Below are 25,746 nucleotides of genomic sequence, written 5' to 3'. Positions count from 1 at the left end.
CAAGCGCGATCGCAAAAAAACTGAGGAGTGTGCAGATCATGGTGAACAAGTCACGCCGCAACCTGCTCAAGGCCGCCGCGCTGCTGCCGCTGGCCGCCGCCTGCGATGGCCTGGTCTGGGGGGCTGAGGGATCCGCGGCGCAGGCGAGCTTCGCGTTGGACATGACTGGCTCGGGGCGGCGCGTCGACACCAGCCTCGCCAGCCTCAGCTACGAGACGCTGGAACTTTCCGATCCCACCTTCTTCGCAGCGGACAACCACGGCCTGGTGCGCCTGTTCCGCGAGATGAACCCGCACGGCGTGCTGCGCATCGGCGGCAACACCAGCGACGACACTGTGTGGGGCGGCTACAAGGGCAAGATGCCGACCTATGTCCCGCGCAGACACGGCAAACTGCTGCAGCCGCATGTGCTCAAGCCCGAGGGCCTGGAAGCTCTGGCCGGCTTCGTGCGCGCCACCGGCTGGAAACTGGTGTTCGGCGTGAACCTGCGCATTGGTTCGCCGGAGATGGCGCTGGACCTGGCGCAGACCGTGCAACATCTCGTGGGCGATCAACTGCTGTCGATCCAGATCGGCAACGAGGCGAACAACTACGAGCACGACTACGCCGAGTTCGATGCGGCGTGGGTACCTTATGCCAAGGTGCTGCACGCTGCTGGTCTGCCCATCGCCGGGCCGGACACCGGCGCGAACACCGACTGGGTGATCGAGTACGCGAAGCGCCACGCCAGGGAGAACGTCTTCCTCAGCCGGCACTACTATCGCGAGGCGGCGGAGAACGGTTCGATCCCGGACATGCTTGCCGGCGATCCCGGTTTCTTCGGTGAGGTCGAGCAGATCATGCGCGTGGCGGACCAGTACGCGTTGCCGTTCCGCATCTCCGAAGGCAACTCGTACTACAACGGAGGCCGCGACGGCACCAGCAACGTGTTCGCTTCCGCGCTGTGGGGAGCGGATTTCATGTTGGCACTGGCGCAGCGCGGCGTGGCCGGCATGCACTTCCACGGCGGTACGCTGCTCTCGGTGGAAACCTCGCTGGGGCGCGTGGCGAAGGCGCCCACGGGCGGCGACATCGTGGCGCAGCGTGATGCGCAGGCCTCGCGCTACTCGGCCATCGCGGGCAGCCGCGCTCTGGGCTACCAGCAGCGACCGCTGTTCCATGGCATCACGCTGGCGCAGCGCTTCGCCGGTGCGCAGATGCTGCCCGGCCAGCTCGATGCCGGTGGCGCCAACCTCACGGCCTACGCCGCGAAGCAGGGCGATGCGGTGCTGGTCGCGATGATCAACAAGGACGCGCAGCGCGATGCCTCGGTAGCGTTGAGTGGTTTGCCGCATGGCGCGAAGGGCGAATTGATGCGCCTGCGCGCGCCTGCACTGGACAGCCGACGCGACGTGAGTTTTGCGGCGGATGGCCATGTGTCGGCGGATGCTGGCGGTGCGTGCCGCATCGCGGTGCCCAAAGCCAGCGCTGCCTGGGTGCGCTGGGCGTGATGACCGCCGTGGCTCGGTTGCGCAAGACCGGGTCTTGTCTCCCCTCTACCGCTTGCGGGCATGCGGAGAGGCGCCATGGATGGCGCCAGCTTTGGGGAGCGAGGAGAGGGGTTGGGGGAGAGGGGTTTTTGTTTCTGTTTTCTCGCAAGCGACGAAGCGGTTTCGAGCCGCTGCCGCGACCCGAGTTACTTTTCTCTGCGTGGCCAGAGAAAAGTAACCAAAAGAGAGGCCACCCCGATGCGGCGCTCTCCGGGCATCCTGCCCTCCGAGTGCGTGAGGCGTGGCCGGGCTTTTCGGCCGGGCATTCTGTCCGGTCGAAAAGGCATCGCCGTCCATGGCGATGCCCGCTGCGCAGCCTGATCGTCCACGCCTCACCGTCGCATAGGGGCCCCGAAGAGCAGCGCGCTCCTGCGCGCAGAAGCAAAGCGCAGAAGCAAAGCGAAAAGGCGGGATGCCGCGAGATTCGGTTCCTCAGCTCCCAGATACGACGCGGCATGGCGGTGGCAATGGGCGTGTCGCGGGATGTAGTTCCAGCATCCTCGAAACAGCCCGCTTGTAATTCCGGCGGATTAAGCAAGGCCATTTCTTTGGGTCACCTTTCTTTGGGCCAGCAAAGAAAGGTGGCTCGAGCGTCGGCAGGCGATCGAAAGGCCGCCGCAGGCGAGCCAGGCCGCGGAAGTGAAAGGTTGTCGCGAGCAACCAACCCTCACTCCGTCCCTCTCCTCGGACGGGAGGCAAGGGCCCCGTCGATTGCGACGGAAGAAAATTCAAGGAGTGACCGATGAAAACCATCATGCGAACGACGCTGACACTGGCGCTGACCTGTCTGCTCCCGATGACCACGGTCGCCACCACCCTCAGCGACCAGCCACTGCCGCTGCCCGGCCCACGTCCCAGCGCCGCCACCGTGCAAGCCTGGCAGGCGCGCAAGTTCGGCCTGTTCATCCACTTCGGCCTGTACTCGGAACTGGGCGGCGTATGGGATGGCCGCAAGATCACGAATGGCTACAGCGAGCAGATCCAGTCCTTCGCACCGGTGCCGATAGCCCAGTACGAGGCGCTGGCCAAGCGTTTCGATCCGGAGAAGTTCGACCCGGACGCCATCGTCGCGCTGGCCAAGGCGGCGGGCATGAAGTTCATCGTGATCACCGCCAAGCACCACGACGGCTTCGCGATGTTCCACACCGCGCAGGACGACTACGACATCGTCGATGCCACGCCGTACAAGCGCGACGTGGTGAAGGAGCTGGCCGATGCCTGCACGCGGGCGCACATGCCGTTCGGCGTCTACTACTCCACCATCGACTGGCACTGGATGCACGGCCAGTACCTGCCTGACAACGACAACCCGATCACGCCCGCGCAGGCCGACTTCAACGTGGCGCAGATCCGCGAGCTGATGAGCCATTACGGCCCGATCAGCGAAGTGTGGTTCGACATGGGCAGGCCCACGCCGGCGCAGAGCGCGCGCTTCGCGCGCACCGTGCACGTGCTGCAGCCGCAGACCATGGTGTCCGGCCGCGTCTGGAACCATCAGGGCGACTTCAGCGTGATGGGCGACAACAGCGAGCCGGGCGAGGGCATGGAAAAGCCCTGGCAATCACCGGCGTCGATATTCCCGGAAACCTGGGGTTACCGCTCCTGGCAGGTGCGCGACGACCTGCCGGGCAAGGTGCGCGAGAACATCGCGCGGCTGGTGCGCGTGGTCAGCGGCGGTGGCAACTACATCCTCAACATCGGCCCGGAGGGCGATGGCTCGGTGGTGCCTTACGAGGCCGACGTGCTGCGCGGCATCGGCGCGTGGCTCAAGCCGCGCGGCGAGGCGGTCTACGGCACGCATGCCTCGCCGTTCAAGAAGCTGGATTTCGGCTACGCCACGCTGGGCGCCGACACGTTGTACCTGTTCGTGGAGAAGCCGCCGGTGGATGGTGTGCTGCATCTGCCCGGCGTGGTCGATACCCGTTTCGGGCAAGGGCACGTGCTGGGCGATACGCAGGCGAGCGTTGGTAGCGTCGCGGTCGATGCGGCGGATGCGAGCGTGAAAGTGAACGGCCTGGCCGAGGCGGGCTACATGCCGGTGGTGGCGATTCCGCTGGCTGGTGCCCTGCATGTGCGGCCCGATACCGTGACGCCGGGCGCGGATGGGCGCGTGGATCTTGCGGCCGCGCAGGCCGAACATTTCCTCAACTACAACGGCTACGGCTACGACGATCCATCCACCCTCTACAAGTTGCGCTGGCATGCGCAGGCCGGTGCGGGCGATTACGTGCTGACCGTGCATTACCGCGACGCGCATGCGCCGGCGCAATTGGATGTCTGGGTGGACGGCCATCCCCGCACGCTGGCGCTGCCGGCAGGCAAGGGCACCGCCAGCCTGCGTGTGAGCCGCGACCTGCATGCTTTCCCGTATGCGATGCAGGTCGAGCTGACCCCGGTGGCGCCCTTCCACAAGGGCGACAAGCTGCCGGCGGCCATCGAGGCGGTGGAGCTTGCGCCGCTCACGAATCCATCCACGCCGCAACACGGAGGATGAAGATCGATGCCCCATGCACGTTCGCCGAGACCATTCCGCCGGGCAGGCATCGGCTTCGTCCTGGCCGGCCTGTTGCTGGTTTTGCCCGCACTGGCCGTCACGAAGCAGGCCCAGCTCTCACACGATGACGAGGCGGATGCGCCCTACAAGGTGTGGAACAGCACGCCGGCGATCACCATGCCGCCATTGCTGCTCGACGTCTCCGGCTCGTCGGTGGTGGTGGAGTGGATGACCGACAGCGACGCCGACGGCAGCGTGCGCTATGGGGAGCACGCGCTGGACCATACCGCGGTGGCCGCACACGACGGTCTGCTTGATGTCGGCGCATTTCATCGCGTGGTGATAGCCGGCCTCGAACCGGGCCACAGCTACCAGTACCAGGTGGCCTCGCGTCGCGTGGTGGCGGTCAAGCCCTACTGGCCCGAGCGCGGCAACACCGTGCAGGGTGAGACGCTGCACTTCACCACGCTCGATCCGTCGCATGCCAGTGCGCGCTTCGCGGTGATCACCGACACGCACGAGAAGGTCTCGCGCATCCACACCCTGCTCGGCGAGATCCGCAAGACGCCCGAGGACTTCGTGGCGCACCTGGGTGACACGGTGAACTGGGCGGCGAGCGAACAGCAGCTCAAGGACGTGTTCCTTTCGCCCACCGCGGAGGATCTCGGCGGCAGCACGCCGCTGCTCTACGTGCACGGCAACCACGAATACCGCGGCTCGTTCGCGCGTGAGCTGGGTCCGTACCTGCACGCACAGAACGGCCGCTACGACTACGTCCGCGACGACGGCCCACTGCACCTGATCGCGGTGGACACCGGCGAGGACAAGCCCGACGACACCAACGTCTACGCCGGCCTCAACGACCTGCGCGACTACCGCCACGAAGGGCTGGTCCGCTTCGGCGCGGCGCTGGCCGAAGCACGCACACGCAGCGCGCCGTTCACCGTGGTGCTCGGCCACCAGCCGGACTGGGGCTGGACTGGCGGCGACAACGCGAAGTGGACGCAACTGGCCAACCAGGCGCACGTCGACCTGTTCATTGCCGGTCACCTGCACTATTTCAAGCACATCAAGCCAGGCGAGCAGGGCAACGACTTCCCCATCCTTGTCGTTGGGCAGGACCAGGTGGCATGGGTGGAGGCCACCGACACCGCGCTGAAGGTCAGGGTGACCGACAGCAACGGCAAGTTGATCGACGCGTTCACGCTGGCGCGCAAGACCAAATAAACACTGAGGCCCACACATGAATCCCATCCTGACACGCCGGCAATTCACCAAGGCCCTGGGCGGCCTCGTGGCGGCTTGTGCCGTTCCGCTGGCGGCGAAAGCAAGCGCGGCAACCGCCGCCGCCTCGGGCGCGCAAGGCAGCGCAGCGAAACGTGCTTTCCCCAAGGGCTTCGTGTGGGGCACCGCCACCGCGGCCTACCAGGTGGAAGGCGCGGTCAAGGCGGATGGACGCGGCGAGTCGATCTGGGACGTGTACGCGCACACGCCGGGCAGGATCGTGCATGGCGACACCGCCGACGTGGCCGACGACAGCTACCACCGTTACCCCGAGGACATCGCCCTGATGCGCGGGTTGGGCGTGGGTGCGTACCGGTTTTCGGTGGCCTGGCCGCGCATCTTTCCCGAGGGCACGGGCAAGCCGAATGCCAAAGGCGTGGATTACTGCAAGCGCCTCGTCGATGCGCTGCACGCGGCCGGCATCGAGCCGTATTGCACGCTGTACCACTGGGACCTGCCCGAGGCGTTGCAGCGCAAGGGCGGCTGGCAGAACCGCGACACCGCCAAGGCGTTCGCCGATTACGCCGGCTACATGGCCGGCCAGCTCGATGGTCGCGTGCGGCACTTCATGACCATGAACGAGATCAGCACCTTCATCGGCAACGGTTACGGCAGCACGTCGATGGCGCCGGGACTGGGGCTGAAAGGGCAGGCCCTGGAGCAGGCGCGGCACTACGCCTTGCTGGGCCATGGTCTGGCCGTGCAGGCGATACGCGCGGCCACCAACGCGAAGACCAGGGTGGGTTCGGCCGAAGGCATCAATGCAGCCATGCCGGCCTTCGACGCGCCCGAGCACGTGGCCGCCGCGCGCAAGGCCGCGGTGGAGGAGAACGCCGGCTACCTCACCGCCATGCATACGGGGCGCTACACCGACCAGTATCTCAAGACGCTAGGCGCGGACGCGCCGAAGTTCACCGCCGACGAGATGCGCATCATCGGCAGCAAGACCGATTTCCAGGGCCTCAACATCTACACCGGCGATTACTACATCGCGGCCGACAACGAGCGCGGCTACGAGGCCGTGCCGTTCCCCTCGTCCTATCCGAACATGCAGAGCAGCTGGATCCAGTTCGCGCCGGGTGCCATTTACTGGGGGCCGAAGCTGATGGCGGAGGCGCTGGGCATTGGCGACATCTACATCACCGAGAACGGCACCTCCAGCACGGCAGCGCCGGACTCTCAGGGGCGCGTGCTGGACACCGATCGCGTGATGTTCCTGCAGCAATACCTAGCCGAGCTGCAGCGCGGGATCGCGGACGGCGCGCCGGTGCGCGGCTATTTCCTGTGGAGCCTGCTGGACAACTTCGAGTGGAGCCGTGGCTTTTCCGAACGCTTCGGCATCACGTATGTCGATTTCGCCACGCAGAAGCGCACGCCGAAACTCAGTTCGCGGTTCTACCGCGGCGTGATTGCGGGCAATGCGATATGAAACGAGCACTGCAACGATGGCTGGTGTGCCTGCTGCTGGTCGGTACCGGCATGCCTGTCGCCTTCGCAGGCGAGCCGGCAAAGCCTGCCTTTGACATCGCGCCTGCACGCGCGGCCCTGCTGCGCTTGCTGCCGAAGCAACAGGCGCAGTTCGCCCTGGTTGCGCTGGATCGTGGCCAAGGCGCGGATCGCTTCGAGGTCCGCGGCACGCCGGGCCATATCGTGGTAGCGGGTACCTCACCAGCAGTCATCCTCACCGGCGTGGAAACCTATTTGCAGCAGGCAGCGCACGTCGACATCGGTTGGCCGGGTGACAGCCTTGCGCGCTTGCCGGCCACGCTGCCCGCGCCGGCGTCGCCCATCGAGCATCGCGCCGTGGTGCCAGACCGTTATGCGCTCAACGACACCGACGATGGCTATTCGAATGCCTACCTGGCTTGGCCGGCGTGGGAGCACAAGATCGATCTGCTCGCCTTGCATGGCATCGACGAAGTGTTCATGCCGATTGGCACGGAGGAAGTGTATCGCCGCACCTTCCAGGATTTCGGCTACAGCGATGCGGCGATGCGCGCGTGGATCCCCGCCACCGCGCACCAGCCGTGGTGGCTGCTGCAGAACATGTCCGGCTTCGACGCGCCGCTGTCGCCGCAACAGTACGCACGTCGCGTGGCGCTTGCACAGAAGATCGTGGCGCGCCTGCGCGAGCTGGGCATCACGCCGGTGTTCCCCGGCTGGTTCGGCACCGTGCCGCCGGACTTCGTGGCGAAGCATCCAGGCGCAAACGTGGTGCCGCAGGGCAGGTGGGTGGGCTTCACACGCCCCGACTGGCTCGACCCGCGCGATCCGCTCTACGCGAAGGTTGCGGCGGATTTCTACCGCCAGCAGCGTGCGCTGTTCGGCGACAGCTCGATGTACAAGATGGATCTGCTGCACGAAGGCGGCCGCGCCGGCAACGTGCCGGTGGCGGATGCCGCGCGCGGCGTGATGGCCGCGCTGCAGGCCGCGCATCCGGGCGCACGCTGGGTAATGCTGGGCTGGCAGCACAACCCATTGCCGGCGGTGATTGATGCGGTAGACCGTCAACGTCTGTTGATCGTCGACGGTCTGTCGGATCGCTACGACGGGCTGGACCGCGAGAAGGACTGGCACGGCGCGCCGTACGCCTTCGGCAGCATCCCCAACTTCGGCGGCCATACCACGCTGGGCGCGAATGCGGACGTGTGGTTCAGACGCTTCGCCGCGTGGCAAAGCAAGCCCGGCAGCAAGCTGCGCGGTATCGCCTGGATGCCCGAGGCCAGCGGCATCGATCCGGCGGCGTTCGCGCTGTTCACCGCGCTGGCATGGTCGCATCCACCGAGCGATGGCTCCGAATGGTACGAAGAATCATCATGGTTCAAGATGTATGCCGATAGCCGCTACGGCGGCGCCGACGCGCATGCCGAAGCCGCGTGGCGCATCCTCGCCGAAACCGCCTACGCAATGCCATCCGACGGCGACTCGGAGCCGCAGGACAGCCTGTTCGAGGCGCGTCCCTCGCAGGACGTGTCCACGGCGGCGAGCTGGTCGCCCAGGGCGATGCGCTACGACGCCGGACATTTCGCGCAGGCCATCTGCGAACTGCTGCAGGTGGCACCGGCGCTGCGCGACACCAGCGCCTACCACCACGACGTGGTGGACGTGGCGCGACAGACACTGGCCAACCGTGCCCGCGTGCTGCTGCCGCAGATCGAGGCGGCCTACGCTGCGAAGGATGCCGCCCGTCTGCATGCACTCGATACCGAATGGCTGGGCGACATGGCCTTGCTTGACCGCCTGCTCGCCAGCGATCCGGACTTCCTGCTCGGCAACTGGCTCGCGCCGGCACGCGCGGAGGCGGGCAACGAGGCCGAAGCGGCGCAGTTCGTTTACGACCAGCGCGCGATCATCACCGTGTGGGGCGAACGCGAAGGCGCCGACATGGGTGGCCTGCACGACTACGCCAACCGCGAACTGTCCGGCCTGGTGAGCGGTTTGTACGAGCCGCGCTGGCGGCGTTTCTTCGCTTCGCTCGAGCAGTCGCTGGCCACGGGCAAGCCGCCGGAAAAGATCGACTGGTACGCGATGGAGCATGCGTGGGCGGTCTCGCATGAGGAGGAGCCGGCCACGCCGCAGGGCGACCCGTGGCAGCTGGCGACCGAAGTGACGCAGCGGCTGGGGCTATGCAAGCCGTGAGACTGCCAACGAAAGAGGTAATGTTCCATGCATTTGGATGAGTTCATGTCGTTTACGCAAACGTCGCCGAGTGAATCCCTCTCCCTCCGGGAGAGGGTGGCAACAGCCGGGAGAGGGTTCGGTCGAAGCGAGGCGCAGCGGTGTACCCGAACCCTCATTCCCAACCCCTCTCCCGAGGGGAGAGGGGCTTTGCGTCACGGACTTGCGTTTGCTGCGTTGTTGTTGTTGCCGCTCGCATCCCATGCGCAAACCCTGCACGTCGCGCCTGGGGGGACGGCCAACGGCACCTGCGATGCGTCATCACCTTGCACGCTGCAGTCCGCGCAGGCGCGGGTACGCACGTTGCGTGCCCAAGGCCGCAATGACATCACCGTTCAATTGCAGGACGGCACCTATCGCCTGCAACAGCCCTTGCAATTCGATGCCTCGGACAGCGGCGCAGACGGCCATCCGGTGCACTGGCAGGCCGCGCCGGGCGCACATCCGCTGCTGTCCGGCAGCCGGCTGGTGCAGGGTGCGCGTGATGGAGTGTTGTGGAGCTTTACTCTGCCGTCTGACGCAGCGCCGTCGAGCATCTACATTGACGGCCAGCGCCGCTGGCCGTCGCGCACCGAAGCCTGCCCGCATTGCGTGGTGGATGCGAAGGGCTTGTCGAACGTGCCGCCGGCGATCCTGCACAGCCTGCAGGTGGGCTCGCTGGCGGTGATGCACGAGCGCTGGCGCGATTTCCGCTGCAGCGTGGTTGCGCTGGGACAGGGCCGTGTCGACCTGGCGCAGCCGTGCTGGCACAACGCCACGCTGGACTCGGCCAAGAACGGTTGGTCGGTGGCCAGCCCCGTGGGCAAGTACTACGCCGGCGTGGACTGGTTCGAAAACCTTGCCGGCGATCCGTCCGCCCCCGGTGGCTATACGGTGGATACGGCGCACCACGTGCTGCGCTATCGGCCGCTGCCCGCTGAAGCCGCGCATGCGCCGTCCATCGAGCTGCCCGTGCTCGAACAGCTGCTGGTATTGAACGGGACCCTCAAGGCGCCGGTGCACGACCTGATGTTCAGCGGCATCACCTTCGTCGGCACTGAATGGCGCAAGCCGGCATCCGCCGATGGCTATGTGCCGCTGCAGGCGGGCTATCTGGTCGACGGAAACAGCCGCGCTGCGCTGCCCGACAATGGCGAGGGCATGACGCGCATCGGCAGCGCGGTGGCCGTGGAGGCCGGCCGCGACATCGTGTTCGATCGCGACAGCTTCCAGCATCTTGCGGCGGCAGGCATCGCCCTGGCGGGCGACACGCACGGCGCGGCGGTGACGAACTCCCGCTTCACCGACATCGGCGGTGGCGGCGTGTTCGCGGGCGATACAGAGGGGCACCCCGTCGACCCGGCCAGCAAGACCTCCGACATCGTGATCGCCGACAACCACATCGACCATGTGGCGCTGGCCTACCGCGACAACGTGGCGATCATGGCCGGCTTCGTCAACGGCCTCGTCATCGCGCACAACACCATCAGCGACCTGCCGTACAGCGGCATCTCGGTGGGCTGGGGCTGGGATTACGAAGGCGAGGCGCCGGTGCAGTCGTCCATCCACATCGTGGCCAACCGCATCGAACGCGTGATGCTGCAGCTGGCCGACGGCGGCGCGATCTACACGCAGGCGCAATCGACGCCAGGTACCTCGTGCGTGGTTCGCAACGTCACCGATATGCGCCACAGCGGCGAAGGCAACGGCATCTATCTCGACGAGCACAGTACGTATTTCGACGTGGAACGCAACGTGGTGCTGGGCGCCTGGATAAGTGCGTGGGCCTCGTGGAGCGGCCACCTGCGCATTACCGGCAACTGGACGGATGACGCAGGGAAACCGCACAACGCCGGCCCCACCAAAGTGTGGTCGCCCAACTTCACTCATCTGATAACGCTGCCGGCTGCGGCGCTGGCGGTGCAGCAGGCGGCTGGTGCGCGCGATCACGCGATTGCACTAGGCCTGCCGATCCATGTCGACAGGATGTGCCCGGCACCTTGAGACCGGCCATGGGTCGAACGGGGTCGATACGAGCCCCGTACTTCGCGACCAGCCATGTCATGAAATCACAAGATGACGAAACCATTGACAAGAGCGTCTTGCATGGTTACGTTACAAAACGTAAGTATATGTAGTATTTTATGCTTACATTTTCATTCGTGGCTTGCGGTCACTTGAGTGGAGTGACCGCAACATCCAATCGATCCGATAGTTGCCGATCAGGCCACTGGGCCGTCGGATGCGCGGTAGGGGAGGGTGTCGTGGCAATTTCAGATGTTCCTCTGGGGAGCTGTGAAGGCTGTCTGTCCGAGAGAGTCGTCCACGTCGAGTGAGATGCCACTCGCAAAGCAAAGCGTGCCCCTGAATCTGCGGAACCAGGCTGTGTCTGATCTCGCCAGCCCACTGGATGCGAGAACCCGGGCATGCGCTTGGCAAACGCGCACGTTGAGCACGTCACCAAAGACGCTACCTCCGTCTATGGCGGTAGTCGGGTGAGGTGCTGGCGCTTGATCGAGATAGCAAGCAGGTTCACCCGCTTGCGGAAGTTGTCCTGATGCCCGTGCTGATGCCCATGTTTCTTTTCTGGCAGTGGGAGCAATCGGCGCTTTTCGACTTTTCTTTGAAGGAGGTGATGAGCATGCGCAAGGCAATGAAGACATCGGGTCGACAGGGAACAGGCGAGCGCGTTTCACTGACGCTTGCTGTGATGCTTGCACTTGGAGCCTCGGGAGTCGCCTCTGCACAATCCGTGACCGGTGGCATATACGGGCAGGCAGCGGCAGGCGAAACCATCCATATCCAATCCGCGACGACGGGTGTGCAGCGCACTGTGGCACCGGGCGCCAACGGTCAATTCATGATCAATGCGCTGAATCCCGGCTCGTACAGCGTTGAGTTGCTCAAAAGCGGGGCCGTGGTCGGAAGGGCTACCGTGGTCGTGCGTGCGGGCATGATGTCGCCCGCCTCGGTGGCTTCGTCCGCAACTGCACCGGTCGGCGGAGAAAAGTCGGCCACGAACCTCGGAGCAGTGCAAGTCAGCGCAACCGAAGCGCCTGAGAAGCAGAAATTCGACATCAGTCCGATCGACGTGAGCACGTCGCAGCTCATCAGTCACTACAGCATGGACCTGGTCAATGATTTGCCCACGGGACGAAGCGCGGAAAGCATTGCGTTGCTCAACTCGAACACCACATACGATTCGCAAACCACCGGAAGCATCGAGATGAACGGCGCGACATCGGCCGAAAACCGTTTTTACGTCAACGGATTCGATGCGACGAACAACAGTACCAACATCGGCAGCTTCAACATACCGGCCGAGGCCATCGGCAGCACGAATACGATAGACGGCAACTTTGATGCATCCTGGTCGAACACGACGGGTGGCATCCTTGCCTCCACCGTGCGCCAGGGCGACAACACCTTCCGGGCCGGCTATTCGATGTATTTCACGCCCCCTACGTCTGCCCTGTTGATGCCAATCGGTCACAACACGTTCAATTCGATAGGCGATTACTACAGCTACCGCACCACGGCGGATCACTATGCGCCGTCGACCACCCAGTACGAATGGGCATCGGGCCCGATCATCAAGGACAAGTTGTTCGTGTTTGCGGAACTTGGCCAGACCATTCCCGCTACAAGCACTACATACGGTGGATATTCAGCCTCGACCAGCAGCAATCGCGATGACAATCAGCTTCTCAACCTGACGTGGAACATCACCAACAACCAGACCCTGGATGTGCTGGCCATCCACGACTCGGGAAGCTCGTTCTCGACCAACTACACCCTCAACACGCCCTATGTCCCCTCGTCGATCGGCGCTTCAACAGGATGGTCGCATCCGGAGAACTGGTCCCATCTGCTGATCGGCGATTACCAGTGGGACATCAGCGACAACTTCAGCATGCATCTGATGGTGGGCAATTCCCAGCAAGGCAGCGTGACGCCATCCTCGAGCAACAGCGGCATCAGCGCGCCCTACGTTTCCTCGACCAATCCCCTGACCCAGGTCACCACGGTCATCGGGCCGACCAGCCAGTTCTTCGTCTATTCCCCGAGCATGGTGACCGAGCACGGCTACAAGGCTGATTTCGACTGGTGGGTGGGGGAGAACAAGATCAAGTTCGGTGCCGAGTATTACCGTGACTTCCAGTCCGGGCAGTGGGGAACCCAGCCCGACGGCAACTACATGTATTACGACCAGCCGGGTGCCGTGCTGGCCAATGGATCCACGGTGTCGAGTACCAACGGCAACTATGTCGAGCAGTATTTCGACAACGAGTGGTTCGCCGTGCGGAGCCACCGGAAATCCGCCTATGTGGAGGATACCTGGCAGGCGTCGACCAACGTGGTGCTGTATGGCGGCGTCAGGTGGGACAGCAACACCTACACCGATGGCCTCGGCGACCCGGTCATGACCCTGCCCATCTTCACGCCCCGCCTGGGCGTGTCCTGGGACGTGGATGGCGACAGCTCATTCAAGGTGGGTGCGAACCTTGGACGGTATTCGATCGCCATGCCGGCAAATTTCAATGCCGGTATAGGCATGGCGCAACTGCAGTACGAGAATTTCTATACCTACACCGGGCGTGACGGCAACAACGCACCCACCGGGTTGACGCAAATTGGCCCGACGTTCCTGATGAACAACGGACTGCCGGCCACGCCAGATCAGATCGGTGCGAAGAACATCCATGCGCCGTACCAGTACGCTGCAAATTTGTACGCGCAAAAAACCTTTTCCGATGGCTGGAGCGGGCTGGGTGTGCTTGGCTTCACGGATCTGAAGCGCTTGGTCGAGGATACCTGCGAGGAGGATGCCATTACGGCATACGCCCAATCGCATGGATATCCCAACTACGTTGCGAGCAACGAGGTTCACCAATGCTATGAAGTGAATCCCGGCAACCACCAGGTGCTGATTCGTGATTTTGCCGGCAATGGCGGATTGCAGGAGTTGGACATCCCGGCGTCCGTGCTCGGCATCAAGCCGCCGCTGCACAAGTATTACCGCATGACGCTCGGCCTTACCCATCAGCCCACGTCGACTGCGCATTATTACCTCGATCTCAGCTACACGTTTGCGAGGTCCTTCGGCAATACCGATGGCCTGCTCGATCTGTCGCACCGCGATCCAGGCTACATCGGGCAGACATACGCGTTCTACTACCCGGAGATCCAGGTTGCCGGGGATGGCAACCTGTCCGATGACGTCCGCAATACCTTCGTCGCTTCGGGTGCGTACTACTTCCAGAACGGACTGAAGGGGCTGCATGTTGGTTCGATCCTGCGCATGAATTCGGGTGCCCCCATCAGTTGCCTGGGTAGTTATCCGGATGCTTCATCTCCTGCGAACTACAACGTTGGTCCGAATACCTACTTCTGTGACGGTGTGCCCAACAGCCGTGGTTCGATGCGCTTGCCATGGATGTGGACGCTTGGGTTCAGCGTGGGCTATGACTGGAAGATCGGCAACCAGAACAAGCTCAGCCTGAATCTGCAGGTCCAGAACCTCACCGACCACCAGGGCATCAATGACCGCAATCAGACCTTCGATACGGGCCAGATGATCAGCCAGACGCAGGCGGTGCAAAGCGTCAACTACATGGCTTACACCTTGACCGCGCCCCGGACCACATCGCTGATACTGCGTTACCGGTTCAACTAGTGGGCACGTTGCAGGCAGCGCGACTCGAAAGCTGCACAGGCATGACGGCCTGTGCAGTCCAATCCATGTCCTTGGTCAGGGATTTACAGTCAGGGTGATGCCGGCAGGTCGCCTGTCTGCATCGTCTCCGATTCCACCACATCGCGTGATCCTGCATGACCCCAACTCCCGATCCCGGTGTCGCCGCTGATCCACGACTGTCATCTCCGACGGCGGCCCGTCTCTTCAGGCAGGCCACGACCGAGTTCAATCAGCGGCGATTTGCGAATGCGGCGCATGCGTTGACCAGCGTGCTGGCGCTCGCGCCTGACAATCCCACGGCGCTCAAGATGATGGCGGTCGCCAGCCAGCGCCTGGGCAATCACGCCGGCGCCGTCGAATGTTTCCTCAGGACCACCCGGACCTGGCCCGAGGATCCGATGTTGCGGATCGGGCTTGGGGTTTCGCTGACCGAACTGGATCGTGGCGACGAGGCGATCGAACAATTCCGCCTGGCCTGCAAGTTGGCCCCGACCTTCGCGGATGCGTGGTATGACCTGGGCGAGGCGCTTGCCCGGCAGAGCTACACGCAGGAGGCGGCGACTGCGCTGCAAAAGGCGCTGGCACTCAGTCCGGATCATCTGCTGGCCAGGTTGTCCCTTGCCAGGGTCTGGACGAACTTCGGTCAGCTCGACGAGGCCGTGAAGGAGTTCCGCGAGGTGTTGCGCCGTGATCCAGGCAATGCCGAGGGCTGGTTCGGACTTTCGTACCTGAATACCGATTGCTTCGAGCCCGGCGATTTCGAGCTGCTCGCACGTGCGTTGGAGCGCCCGGGGCGACCGGCCGACGAGCAGGAGCGACTCTGGTTTGTGCAGGCCAAGCTGCTTGAAATGCGCGGCGATTACATCCGGGCATTCGATGCATTCCGGGCCGCAAACGAACTGGGGCGCAAGCGGGTGCGCTGGAACCCTGCTGCCGCGCATGAACGCGCGCAAGCTGTGCTCGGGGCTTTCCAGGGAACGATTCCGTCCCCGTCAGACACCGAATTCGGCCGCGAGGCCATCTTCGTTGCCAGCATGCCGCGTTCGGGGTCGTCGCTGGTCGAGCAGATCCTCGCCTCACACCCGGACGTGGAAGGTGCCAACGAAATAAAGAGCATGGCGCAGGTTCTGGAAGCCGAGACACGGCGCCGACGCTCGCTGTTTCCAAGCTGGATACCGGATGCCGGCGCGCAGGACTGGTCTCGGCTGGGACACGAATACCTCACGCTGACTTCCCGCTGGCGCGAGACGAAACCACGATTCACGGACAAGAGCCTGGCCAACTGGCTGTTCGCGGGTACCGCTCTGTCCATGCTGCCGGGGGCACGCGTCATCGTGGTCCGACGCGATCCGGTGGAAACCTGTCTGGCCTGCTACCGGCAGTGCCTTGGTTCCATGTATGGCTTTGCCTGCGACTTGGCTGACGCTGCCGACTATTACATCGATTTCATGCGGCTGACGCGCTTCTGGATCCAGAAGTATCCGGATCGTGTGATGGATCTCGAATACGAGACGCTGGTGGCCGAGCCGGATGCCACCATCCGTCGACTGCTGGATTTCTGCGACCTGCCTTTCGACCCTGCCTGCCTTGCGTTCCACAAGACGCGCCGCGCCGTGCAGAGTTTGCCGAGCGCAGTGCAGATTCGGCAGGGCATGCGCTCCGATACTGCCCGGGCAGCATGCTATGGCGACCAGCTGGATGCGTTGCGCGCCCGCTTGCGGGCGGGCGGCATCCAGCTCGCCGACGATCCATGACAAGAACGATGTGCCGAATGGATGACCGGTATGGCCGACCTCGCGTTCACACCGTCTGGCCGGATAACTGCAACAAACCGCCGGAAATTCGCATATGAACCCTCTCTCTTTCGTCGGCAATTCACCTATTGATGGCTTGAGCGGTCTGCGTGCGACGGGAAGGGTTTGAATACATGAAACTGTCGCGCCGCAGCTTCAACAAACTGGTGCTGGCCACCCTGGCGAGCCCGCTGCTTGCGCGCGCTGGCGCGGCTTCGCTGCAAGGGCAGGGAGCCGGGCATGCACTGGACTGGAACGACGACTGGCACTTCAAGCTGGGTGACGAACCAGCGGCAACCGCCGCCGGTTTCGATGACGCGGGCTGGGAGCGGGTGAACCTGCCGCACTGGGGGCGGTTGGAGCCTTGCAACGTTTCCCGCAGCTACCAGGGCTTCTGCTGGTACCGCAAACGGCTGCGCCTCGATGAGGATCTGCGCGGGCGCAAGGTGTGGTTCCTGAGCGAAGCCGCCATGCAGGTCGCCGACGTGTGGGTGAACGGCGTGCACCGATTGCGGCACGCGGGCGGCTACCTGCCGTTCGGCGTGGACCTTTCGGACGACCTGCGCGCGCGCGGCAAAGCGGTGATCGCGATACGGCTGGACAACCGCTACAACCCCGACGTGCCACCCGGCAAGTCGCCGGAGCAACTCGATTTCTGCTACTTCAGCGGCATGTACCGCAACGTCGCGCTGCGCGTCGGTGATGCCCTGCACATCACCGATCCGGTGCTGGCCGACAGCGTCGCAGGTGGCGGTGTCTTCGCGCGATGCATGCAGGCTTCGGCGAGGCGAGCCGTGCTCGATGTGTCGACGCATGTGCGCAACGACGGCGACGATGTCGCCGCGTTCGTGGTGCATGCGACGCTGCATGATGCGGATGGCCGACTGGTGGCGCGGGCGGAAACCGGCCGCCAATCCTGCAATACAGAGCAAAGCGCGACGGTGCGGCAACAACTCGAAGTCGATTCGCCCGCGTTGTGGTCGCCGGAGTCGCCCAGCCTGCATCGGCTCACGGTACGCCTGCTGCGTGACAGCAAGGTGGTCGATGAAGCGCGCCAGTGCATCGGCATTCGCTGGCTGGAAACCGACCCGCGCCGCGGCTTCTTCCTCAACGGCAAGCATCGCGTGCCGTGCGGCGCAAACCGCCACCAGGCCTACCCATACGTCGGCAATGCATTGTCCGACCGGGCGCAGTACCGCGATGCAAAGAAGCTGAAGGCGGCCGGCTTCGACCTGATCCGTCTGTCGCACTACCCGCAGTCGCCCGCGTTCCTCGATGCCTGCGACGCGCTGGGCATGATGGTGATCGAGTGTATTCCCGGCTGGCAGCACTTCACCGACGACGCGGTGTTCCGTGCCGCGGTGGAGCAGAACCTGCGCGACACGATTCGTCGCGACCGCAACCACGCCTGCGCCGTGCTGTGGGAGGTCACACTCAACGAGACCTACGGCCACGACGATTTTTTCCGGCACATGGTCGACGTGGCACGCCAGGAATACCCGGGCAGCCAGATGCTGACCTGCGGCGATGCCGAAGGCCACGACGACGCACTGATCCGCAGTTACGACGTGCCCTACAGCGGCTGGGACGATGCAACGCACAGCCGCCCCAGCCGCGCACACGGTGCGATGAGCCTGCATCGCGAATATGGCGACAACCAGTTCGGCGCCTACAGCCGTTACGACCGCGGCAGCGGCGAATACCTGATGCTGGTGCAGGCGTGGAATTACCAGACGGCGCTCAACCAGCAACTGCAGCTGCCGTGGACCTGGGGCCAGTGTGCGTGGGAGGCCATCGACAACAACCGCGGCATGTCCACGCAGGTCGCCACCTGCGGCGCGATGGACCTGTTCCGTCTGCCCAAGTTCCTCTACCAGTTCTTCAGGAGCCAGCGTTCGCCAGAGTTGCGTGATCCGCGCTTCGAAAGCGGCCCCGTGGTTTTCATCGCCAATTACTGGACGGCCAAATCCCCGCATGACGTGGTGGTGTTCTCCAATGCCGACGAAGTGGCGTTGCTGGTCAACGGACGCGAGGTGCAGCGGCGGAAACCGGACAGCGGCCCGGACGTTCCCTTTGGCGACGGCAGCGGTTTCGACCTCAATTACTGGCAACACCAGTCCGGCGCGCCGCGCGACGAGCGCGCCAGCAACGTGAACCAGCCTATCTACGGCGGCGGCAACGCCAGGGCGCTGGCGCATCCGCCGTTCACCTTCAAGGATGTGCCCTTTGAAGCGGGCGAACTGAAGGCGGTTGCGTACATAGGCGGGCATGTCGTGGCGAGCCAGGTGCGCAAGACGCCGGGCGAAGCCGTCGCGTTGGCCATGGATGTGGATCTGCAAGGCATGGATCTTGCCGCGGATGGCAGTGACCTCGTGTTCGTGCATGCCACGGTCGTCGACGCACACGGCACCACGGTGCCGGACGCCACGCAGCTCGTTGCCTTCGAGGTGGATGGCCCGGCTGAACTGATCGGTGACAACCCGCGCATGGCCGAGGCAGGCATCGCTTCGGTGCTGCTGCGTTCGCGCAAAGCGAGCGGAATGATCCGGCTGCGCGCCAAGGCACCATCGCTGGCTGCGGCGGAATTCGAATTGCGTCCCCGGAAACCGGGATAAGCCTCAGAGCTTGGCAACAGGAGAGAACCGATGCAACGCAGACACTTTCTCAAACTCGGTGCGCTCGGCGTGGCCGGCACGCTCGCCGCGGACTTTCGCCTGCGTGCCGACGCACTACCCGCGCAAGACGGCCACGCGCCGCGGCCGAACGACGGCAAGCCGCACCGCTTCAGCTTCGGCAAGCGGCAGTTCCTGCTCGACGGCAAGCCGTTCCAGATCAAGAGTGGCGAGATGCACCCGATCCGCATCCCGCCCGTGTACTGGCGGCAGCGCATCCGCATGGCGAAGGCGATGGGCCTCAACACCGTCAGCTTGTACTTGATGTGGAACGCCTACGAATCCGAGCCCGGTGTGTTCGACATGGCCACCGGCGGGCGCGACTTCGCGCGCTTCATCCGCCTGTGCGCGGAGGAGGGCATGTGGGTGTACCTGCGCCCCGGTCCCTTCATCGCCGGCGAATGGGACTTCGGCGGACTGCCGTCGTACCTGCTGCGCGACCCGAGCATCGTCGTGCGCACCAAGGACGACGCGCGCTACATGACGGCGGTGCGCCGCTACTTCGATCATGTCGCACCGCGCATCGCGCCGCTGCTGGTGGCGAACGGCGGCCCGATCCTGATGCTGCAGATCGAGAACGAATATGCCTCGTATGGGCGCGACCTCGGTTACCTCGAAGTGCTGCGCCAGCTGTGGCTGGAGCGTGGCATCGAAGGCCCGTTCTCGATTTCCGACGGACTCAGCCAGATCCAGTCCACACATACCTACCTGCCGGGCGTCGCACTCGGTCTGGATGGCGATACCGATTTCGAGGCGGCACAGGCGATCGCCGGCGATCATCCGGTATGGATGGGCGAGGGCTATCCCGGCTGGATTTCCTCCTGGGGCGAGAAGGATTTCCCGAAGGACGATTTCGAGCCGACGCTGAAGCAACTGGTGGCTGCCGGACGTTCGTTCAATCTCTACGTGGTGCACGGCGGCACCAACTTCGGCCTCACCTCCAGCGGCATTTCGCGCGCGGACGGCAGCGGTTTCCTGTCGGTGACCACGAGCTACGACTACGGCTCGCCGATCAACGAACACGGTGCACCCGCGCCGGCCTATCACCGCTTCCGCGCCTTGCTCGCGCAACACTCATCGCATAGCCTGCCAGAAGTGCCGGCGACGCCACCCATCGCGGGTTTCGATCCGGTGGTGGCGAAGCCGGTGGCCTCGTTGTGGGATCTTCTCCCGGCACCGCAGAAGGTGCACGCGCCGCGCTCCAACGAGGAACTGTTCGCGCAGAATCAGGGCATGGTGCTCTACCGCAAGCGCGTGCGCGGCCGGCAACTGCAGCTCACCGGCGTGCACGACTACGCCACGGTGTTCACCGACGGCAACTATGTGGACTACGTCTCGCGCGTCGTCGATCCCCGCCTGCACACCACGGGCAAGTTCACGCTGGACGGGCAGGAGCGCGTGCTCGACCTGCTGATCGACAGTTTCGGCCACATCGGCAATGCGCAGATATACAACGACCGCAAGGGCTTGGTCGGCGGCGCGCAACTGGACGGCCAGACGCTGCTGGACTGGGACGTGTACAGCCTGCCGGTGGACGATGCGTTGCTGCAGCGCGTGCGCAACGCGCCATCGCCGTCGGCACCCGATCGGCCGGGCCTGTTCTTCCGCGCTGAAGTGACGCGCGACGTCGAAGCCGATGCGTACGTGGACATGAGCGCGTGGCGCAAGGGCTACCTGTGGGTCAACGGCCACCTGCTCGGGCGCTACTGGAACCTGGGCCCGCAGCAGCGGCTGTATTGCCCCGCGCCGTGGTGGCGCAAGGGCGTCAACGAAATCCTCGTACTGGATTTTCACCGCACGAGCGGTGTGCCTATTGGCGGGGTCACCAGCTTGCACGGTTGAGGTATGTGTCGAGGCCGGCTCTTTCACTCGTCATCCCGACGCAGGCCCACCGCTGTCCGGAATAATTTCGAACTCCGATGTCCACGTAGAACGCATGCCGCCATCGTGCTTTGTTCGTCATTCCGGCGCAGGCCGGAATGACGATCTGGGTAGCCGAGGCCTTACGGCAAGCCGATATGCCTCGTGCCCAACGTTTTCGGTTCGCTGGCCGCGCTGCCGTTGATGGCTGCATACGGAAGATTCGCGCTCGGCTGATCGACACGCTGGATCAGATAAGCGTTGCCGGCCTGGGCATCGAAACTCAGCACGTTCTGCTTGTCTGCGCCGGCAACGCGCTTGCCGCTACCTGACTCGACGGCTTCGATCGATTTTCCTGGCCACGGATTGCGCACCGTCATGCGTCCATCGGCTCCCGCCTCGATCACTACCGTGCCAGGCACGCCATCGCGTATCTGCAGGTCGACCTTACTGCTCTGCTTGATGTACACCGTGGCGTCGGCGTTCCAGCCTTTCGGCCATGCAGGCGCGATGCGGATCAGGCCGTCGTGGTCTTGCACCAGCGCGTCCTGCAGCGTGGCGGCGACCACGCCGATCTGTTCGACGTAGAACTCGCCGCCGGTGAATTTGGCGAAGCCGGAGGGGTATTGCTGGTATTTGCCGGTGAGCGTGAGCAGGGCGGTTTTCACCTCATCGGCGAGGCCGAGGCGCGCAGCCTGCAGCGGGTCGTAGCTCCAGTCGTTCTCGAACTTGTTCGGGCGCTGCAGGTAGGTGTGCACGCCAAGTGCATGCTGCGGGCCGTCCTCGTCGATCAGTGCATAGGGCCAGACGGGTTCGAGGCCGATGTTCTCCGTGTTCTGGATTTCCGCGCCGGCGTCGTATGACGGACCGATCACGCTGCCGTCGCCGGATTTCTGCAGCGGGAACGCGGGGATCTTTGGCAACGCCCCCCGCAACTCGGCGACCAGCGCGGCATCGGTGTGCAGGGTCTGCGCCGCCTCGATGATGACGGGGAACACCGCCTTCATCGCCGCGATGTCGGTGGTGGGGTCGTGCACGTCCCATTGCGTTTCGTGCGCGTTGGAGGGGAAGGTGTGCCGCAGGCCGTCCACGCCGGGTCTGGCGTAGGCGAGCAGGAAGCGCGCAGAGGCGGCCATCACCGGATAGTTGGCGGCGAGAAAGGTGCGATCCTGCGTGGCGAGGTATTGCTGCCAGATCCACAGCGAGACTTCGGCGCCGGTGCTCAGCGTGCGTGCGTTGTAATACGGCAGCGACTTGGCGCTGCAGTTGATGCCTGGCCCGCCCATCCAGCTTTCGTTCTCGTAGCCGCGACCGTTGAAGCGCATGGTCTCCGGCACGCAGGCACCGGGGCGGCCATCCATCTGTGCGCGCGTCCACGCCTCGATGTTGGCGAGGTTGCTGCGGTAGAGGTTGAAGTACGGCGCGTTCAACTCGTACAGGCCAGCGCCGAGGTTGGCGGCAACCTGCATGCGCAGGTTCCAGTGCCAGTAGGCGGAGGGTGCCCAACGATGCTGGTCGCGCGTGGAGGCAAACAGGTCGGCGATGCCGGCCTGCGAGCCGGGCAGTGGGCCGCGGCTTTCGGCGGCGGTGGCGTAAAGATCGATGGCGCGCAGGTTCTCTATGTACTCTGCGCTGCCGTCGGCCGAGCCGAGTTTCATCAGACCGGCGCGCAGCCAGAATGCGTTCCACCAGTCGCGATGCGCGGCGTCGGGAATCCTGCCGGCGTTGGCGAGCAACGGCTGCGCACGCCGTAGGGCATCACCGCCTTCCCACTCCGGCGCGGCGACCAGCACGCGGAACGAGCCATCCATCTCTGGCTTGAACGACAGTTCCACCGTCTGTGGCCCTTGCACCTGCGCATGCACGTCGCGGGCATGCGCCGTGATCGCGGCCAGCGACCCGAAGGTTTGTCCGGACGCACCCGCCTCGCTGTCGTCCTTCCACGTTTCGGCAAGCACGGCCACGCCTTGTTGCGCCATGGCCTGTGGCTTGCGCGGTTGCCATAGGTGCAGCAACACCGACTGCCGCACATTTGGATCGGCGCCATGCACTTCGACCACGGCAACGTCGGTGTCGGGTTGCACGTAGACCATGGCCTGCATGCCTGCGCCGCTCTCGCGGAACTCGCCATCGTGGAGGGCGAGCCGGCCCGCATAGTCGGATGCTTTGGCCAAGGGCTTGAGGCCAGCGAACACCACCTGGCCCGGCGACAGGCGCCCCGGCAAGGTGTCCGCGCGATTGAGCTGCAGGGTCAGGCCGTCTTGCGACCAGACGGCGAGGCCAAGGCGCCCGTTGCCCAGCGGCATCGCCTCGTCGGCGCGCAGGTTCGCGTGCTTCAGCACGATGTCGGAGCGGCTCACCACGCCGCCGACGTCCGCGTTGAAGCGCTGGTCGTGCCATGCGGTGGTGGCGTCGGCGGCATGGCACACGGATATGACCAGACCGGTGGCGAATGCGAGCGTGGCAAGCACAGTGCGCTTCATCACTTGCGCTCCGGGGACAGCGCGCAGGCTTGCAACACGGGTGGTGCACTGCCCAGTTGTCCAGACAGCGCCCGGTACTTCGGCAGCAGCACCGCCGCCTGCGCATACAGCGCGGCGCTGTTGCGCGGATCCCAGGTGCCGCCGTAGCCCTTCAGTCCGGCCTTTTGCCGCTCGATGTCGAAAGGCTCGCTGGTATGTACGAATTCCTGATGTGCGCGCCGGCCCTCGGCATAGGGTTCCAGCCAATCCAGCGCGGCGGCGATGGAGCTGCCGGTGGAGGAACGGGCCTCGAGCAGGTTGTCCTTGCCATAGGGCGAGAGTGCCAGTGCGGCCTGCACCAGGGGTTCCAGGTCGTAGGTGACGTAGTGCAGGGCGTCACGTTGTGCGAAGTCCACCGTCCTGCCATCGGGGCGAATGTTGGCGGCCACCTGGAGAAGCAGCCGCTCGCGCGCTGCGGCGATCAGTGGCGGATCGCTCAGCGCGGCGGCACTGACGGCAAGCAGCTTGATGCGATGACTCTGCCAGTTGTTGATGTCGTTGATGTAGGTGGAGCCGGCCTTGGCCTGCAGGCGGGCGAGGTAGCCCTCGGCAATACGGTGTATCAGTGTGGCCATTGCGTTGCGGGTGGCAGCAGGCAACGCGTCGCGGGTGAGTGCGTAGGCCTGGAACAGATTGGCGAGGTTGGTCTCGTCGATGGGGTTGAAGTCGGGCTGGTAGGTGTTGGCCCAGGCGTCGAGGTAGCGCGCCGTCTGTTGCAGCAGCTCGGGCTTGCCGCTCAGTCGCCATGCCACCGCGGCGCGCAATGCCAGCGGCCAGTCGCGTTCGGCTTCGTCGCTGGCGTCGTGGATGCCCTGGTGCGGCAACAGGCCCTGCGTGTGCACGTGGGCCATGGGGTGTGGCTGGGCATCCAGGTGCGCGAGCGCGTCGGTTACCACGGCATCGTTCGCATGCGCGGGCGATGGTGCGGTCAGCGGGCACCACCAGCGGGGCGCATCGCCGGCGTGGGCTGCGGCGCAGGTGAGAGTGAGCAGGGCGACGGGAATGAGGTGGCGCGTGTTCATCGCGATGTCTCCTTGCTCAGCGCATCGACTTCGCCGGCTGCAAGCAGGAAGGCACCCACGCCGTACACGTAGCTGGCGCCGGGCGGGTAGTCGCCCGGCGCGGCACCGATGGGCTGGATATCGCCGAGGCGGCCATCGGCGTAGATCTCGTCGACCAGCCCGCGCCAGCCGCGCGCTATCACTGGACGATAGCCGGCTTCGTCCAGCACGCCGTGGTGCACGCCCCACGCCAGTGCGTAGACGATGAAGGCGGAGCCGGAGGTTTCGGGGCGCGGGTAGTCCGCCGCATCGAGCAGGCCAGCGCGCCAAAGGCCATCGCGGCCCTGCAGTTGCGCCAACCGTGCGGCCATCTCGCGGAACTGCTGCACGTAGCGCGGACGCTGCGGATAGTCGGCCGGCATCAGCGTCAGCACGCGCGCCAGGCCGGCCATCACCCAGCCGTTGCCACGGCTCCAGAACAGCTTGCTGCCGTTGCGCTCGTGCTTGTGCAGGTAGGAAGCGTCGCGGCTGTAGAGGTGTTCCACCGGGTCGTACAGCAGCGCGCTGGTGATCCACCACTGGCGATCCATGTAGTCGAGGTACGTCTTGTCGTGCGTGGCGTCGGCGAGACCGGCCCAGGTTGCCGGCGCCATGAACAGCGCATCGCACCACCACCACAGCGGATGCTGGGCGTCGTCGGCTGTGCGCATCTGCATGTCGTAGCGTTCGCGCAGCGGCGCGAGCATCGCGGGGTCGGGCATGCGCGCGTAAAGCGCCAGCCAGGCCTGCGCCACCGCCTGGTCGTCGGCGTGGTGCACGCGCGGGCCGAGACCCCAATGCGTGTGTTCGCCCACGCTGCGCACGTAGCCTGCGTAACGCGGGTCATGCAACTGATCGCTGGCGCTGAGAAAGCCGAGGTAGAGCGGAGCGAAGGTCCAGTCCAGGCTGTCGTCATCCTTCACCCGCGCGTATTGCCACGCGGCGACCTTGGCTGCGGCGCTTCGGATGTCGGCTGCACGCATCGCGCCGGAGAGCTGCGCGCGCGGGCCGGGGGCGGCCGGCGCGTCGCCGGCCCTGGGGTCGTCGGCGTGCGCCGGGCGTGGCAGGGCCAGCAGCGTGGCAGCCAGCAGACTGAGCACGCACAGCAGCAGGCGCGATGAGAACGGGGGCGGGGCGAGGCGTGCAGCGGGCATGTCGGTTCCGGCGCGGGCTGGCGTGTTGTGACCGGAACCGAGC

13 protein-coding genes are annotated in these 25,746 nt (G+C 64.9%); 10 read left to right on the top strand and 3 right to left on the bottom strand.

Annotated features, from left to right (window positions below; translation table 11 throughout):
* Positions 1-38 precede the first annotated feature (38 nt).
* From IHE49_RS07610 to IHE49_RS07565, 10 genes are all read left to right on the top strand, one after another.
* The gene (locus IHE49_RS07610; protein WP_192156477.1) at positions 39-1,490 is read left to right on the top strand and encodes a hypothetical protein; all 1,452 of its coding nucleotides are present in this window, start codon (positions 39-41) and stop codon (positions 1,488-1,490) included.
* 781 nt (positions 1,491-2,271) lie between these two features.
* Positions 2,272-4,023 (top strand): alpha-L-fucosidase, encoded by a 1,752-nt coding sequence (locus tag IHE49_RS07605; protein ID WP_192156475.1) that lies wholly within the window; start codon positions 2,272-2,274, stop codon positions 4,021-4,023.
* A gap of 6 nt (positions 4,024-4,029) precedes the next feature.
* Positions 4,030-5,250, top strand: coding sequence for an FN3 domain-containing metallophosphoesterase family protein (locus tag IHE49_RS07600; protein WP_192156473.1), 1,221 nt, complete (start codon positions 4,030-4,032; stop codon positions 5,248-5,250).
* Positions 5,251-5,266: 16 nt separating this feature from the next.
* The gene (locus tag IHE49_RS07595; protein ID WP_192156471.1) at positions 5,267-6,736 is read left to right on the top strand and encodes a GH1 family beta-glucosidase; all 1,470 of its coding nucleotides are present in this window, start codon (positions 5,267-5,269) and stop codon (positions 6,734-6,736) included.
* The gene (locus IHE49_RS07590) at positions 6,733-8,946 is read left to right on the top strand and encodes an alpha-N-acetylglucosaminidase (RefSeq protein ID WP_192156469.1); all 2,214 of its coding nucleotides are present in this window, start codon (positions 6,733-6,735) and stop codon (positions 8,944-8,946) included. Before IHE49_RS07595 ends, IHE49_RS07590 begins: the two co-directional genes overlap by 4 nt.
* 189 nt (positions 8,947-9,135) lie before the next feature.
* The gene (locus IHE49_RS07585) at positions 9,136-10,968 is read left to right on the top strand and encodes a right-handed parallel beta-helix repeat-containing protein (RefSeq protein ID WP_192156467.1); all 1,833 of its coding nucleotides are present in this window, start codon (positions 9,136-9,138) and stop codon (positions 10,966-10,968) included.
* A 553-nt stretch (positions 10,969-11,521) separates the two neighbouring features.
* Entirely contained in the window at positions 11,522-14,641 is a 3,120-nt protein-coding gene (locus tag IHE49_RS07580; protein WP_192156465.1) for a TonB-dependent receptor, read from the top strand.
* Positions 14,642-14,796: 155 nt separating this feature from the next.
* Positions 14,797-16,416, top strand: coding sequence for a tetratricopeptide repeat-containing sulfotransferase family protein (locus IHE49_RS07575; protein ID WP_192156463.1), 1,620 nt, complete (start codon positions 14,797-14,799; stop codon positions 16,414-16,416).
* Positions 16,417-16,589: 173 nt separating this feature from the next.
* Positions 16,590-19,070: a glycoside hydrolase family 2 TIM barrel-domain containing protein gene (locus tag IHE49_RS07570; RefSeq protein ID WP_192156461.1), complete on the top strand. Its 2,481-nt coding sequence runs from the start codon at positions 16,590-16,592 to the stop codon at positions 19,068-19,070.
* Positions 19,071-19,100: 30 nt separating this feature from the next.
* Positions 19,101-20,969 (top strand): beta-galactosidase, encoded by a 1,869-nt coding sequence (locus IHE49_RS07565; RefSeq protein ID WP_192156459.1) that lies wholly within the window; start codon positions 19,101-19,103, stop codon positions 20,967-20,969.
* 161 nt (positions 20,970-21,130) lie between these two features.
* Here the strand turns inward: IHE49_RS07565 and IHE49_RS07560 are convergent, their stop codons facing one another.
* Genes IHE49_RS07560 through IHE49_RS07550 form a run of 3 tightly spaced genes read right to left on the bottom strand, consistent with a single transcriptional unit; the run spans position 21,131 to position 25,703 of the window.
* Positions 21,131-23,470: a glycoside hydrolase gene (locus tag IHE49_RS07560; RefSeq protein WP_192156457.1), complete on the bottom strand. Its 2,340-nt coding sequence runs from the start codon at positions 23,468-23,470 to the stop codon at positions 21,131-21,133.
* Positions 23,470-24,531, bottom strand: a complete 1,062-nt coding sequence (locus IHE49_RS07555; protein ID WP_192156455.1) for an alginate lyase family protein — start codon at positions 24,529-24,531, stop codon at positions 23,470-23,472. Before IHE49_RS07555 ends, IHE49_RS07560 begins: the two co-directional genes overlap by 1 nt.
* Entirely contained in the window at positions 24,528-25,703 is a 1,176-nt protein-coding gene (locus IHE49_RS07550; RefSeq protein WP_192156453.1) for a glycoside hydrolase family 88 protein, read from the bottom strand. Before IHE49_RS07550 ends, IHE49_RS07555 begins: the two co-directional genes overlap by 4 nt.
* Between the last annotated feature and the right edge of the window lie 43 nt (positions 25,704-25,746).

Origin of the sequence: Rhodanobacter sp. 7MK24, assembly GCF_014842995.1 — a bacterium.
In the GTDB taxonomy this organism is placed as follows: Bacteria; Pseudomonadota; Gammaproteobacteria; order Xanthomonadales; family Rhodanobacteraceae; genus Rhodanobacter_A.
The sequence above is the reverse complement of the archived record's forward strand: the minus strand, read 5'-3'. Positions and strand labels throughout refer to the sequence as shown.

What these genes read in the sequence shown, in the direction of transcription:
- IHE49_RS07560 (WP_192156457.1), bottom strand. Translation starts at nt 23,470, where the DNA reads ATGAAGCGCACTGTGCTTGCCACGCTCGCATTCGCCACCGGTCTGGTC.
- IHE49_RS07610 (WP_192156477.1), top strand. Translation starts at nt 39, where the DNA reads ATGGTGAACAAGTCACGCCGCAACCTGCTCAAGGCCGCCGCGCTGCTG.
- IHE49_RS07580 (WP_192156465.1), top strand. Translation starts at nt 11,522, where the DNA reads ATGCCCGTGCTGATGCCCATGTTTCTTTTCTGGCAGTGGGAGCAATCG.
- IHE49_RS07555 (WP_192156455.1), bottom strand. Translation starts at nt 24,531, where the DNA reads ATGAACACGCGCCACCTCATTCCCGTCGCCCTGCTCACTCTCACCTGC.
- IHE49_RS07550 (WP_192156453.1), bottom strand. Translation starts at nt 25,703, where the DNA reads ATGCCCGCTGCACGCCTCGCCCCGCCCCCGTTCTCATCGCGCCTGCTG.
- IHE49_RS07595 (WP_192156471.1), top strand. Translation starts at nt 5,267, where the DNA reads ATGAATCCCATCCTGACACGCCGGCAATTCACCAAGGCCCTGGGCGGC.
- IHE49_RS07575 (WP_192156463.1), top strand. Translation starts at nt 14,797, where the DNA reads ATGACCCCAACTCCCGATCCCGGTGTCGCCGCTGATCCACGACTGTCA.
- IHE49_RS07605 (WP_192156475.1), top strand. Translation starts at nt 2,272, where the DNA reads ATGAAAACCATCATGCGAACGACGCTGACACTGGCGCTGACCTGTCTG.
- IHE49_RS07565 (WP_192156459.1), top strand. Translation starts at nt 19,101, where the DNA reads ATGCAACGCAGACACTTTCTCAAACTCGGTGCGCTCGGCGTGGCCGGC.
- IHE49_RS07590 (WP_192156469.1), top strand. Translation starts at nt 6,733, where the DNA reads ATGAAACGAGCACTGCAACGATGGCTGGTGTGCCTGCTGCTGGTCGGT.
- IHE49_RS07600 (WP_192156473.1), top strand. Translation starts at nt 4,030, where the DNA reads ATGCCCCATGCACGTTCGCCGAGACCATTCCGCCGGGCAGGCATCGGC.
- IHE49_RS07570 (WP_192156461.1), top strand. Translation starts at nt 16,590, where the DNA reads ATGAAACTGTCGCGCCGCAGCTTCAACAAACTGGTGCTGGCCACCCTG.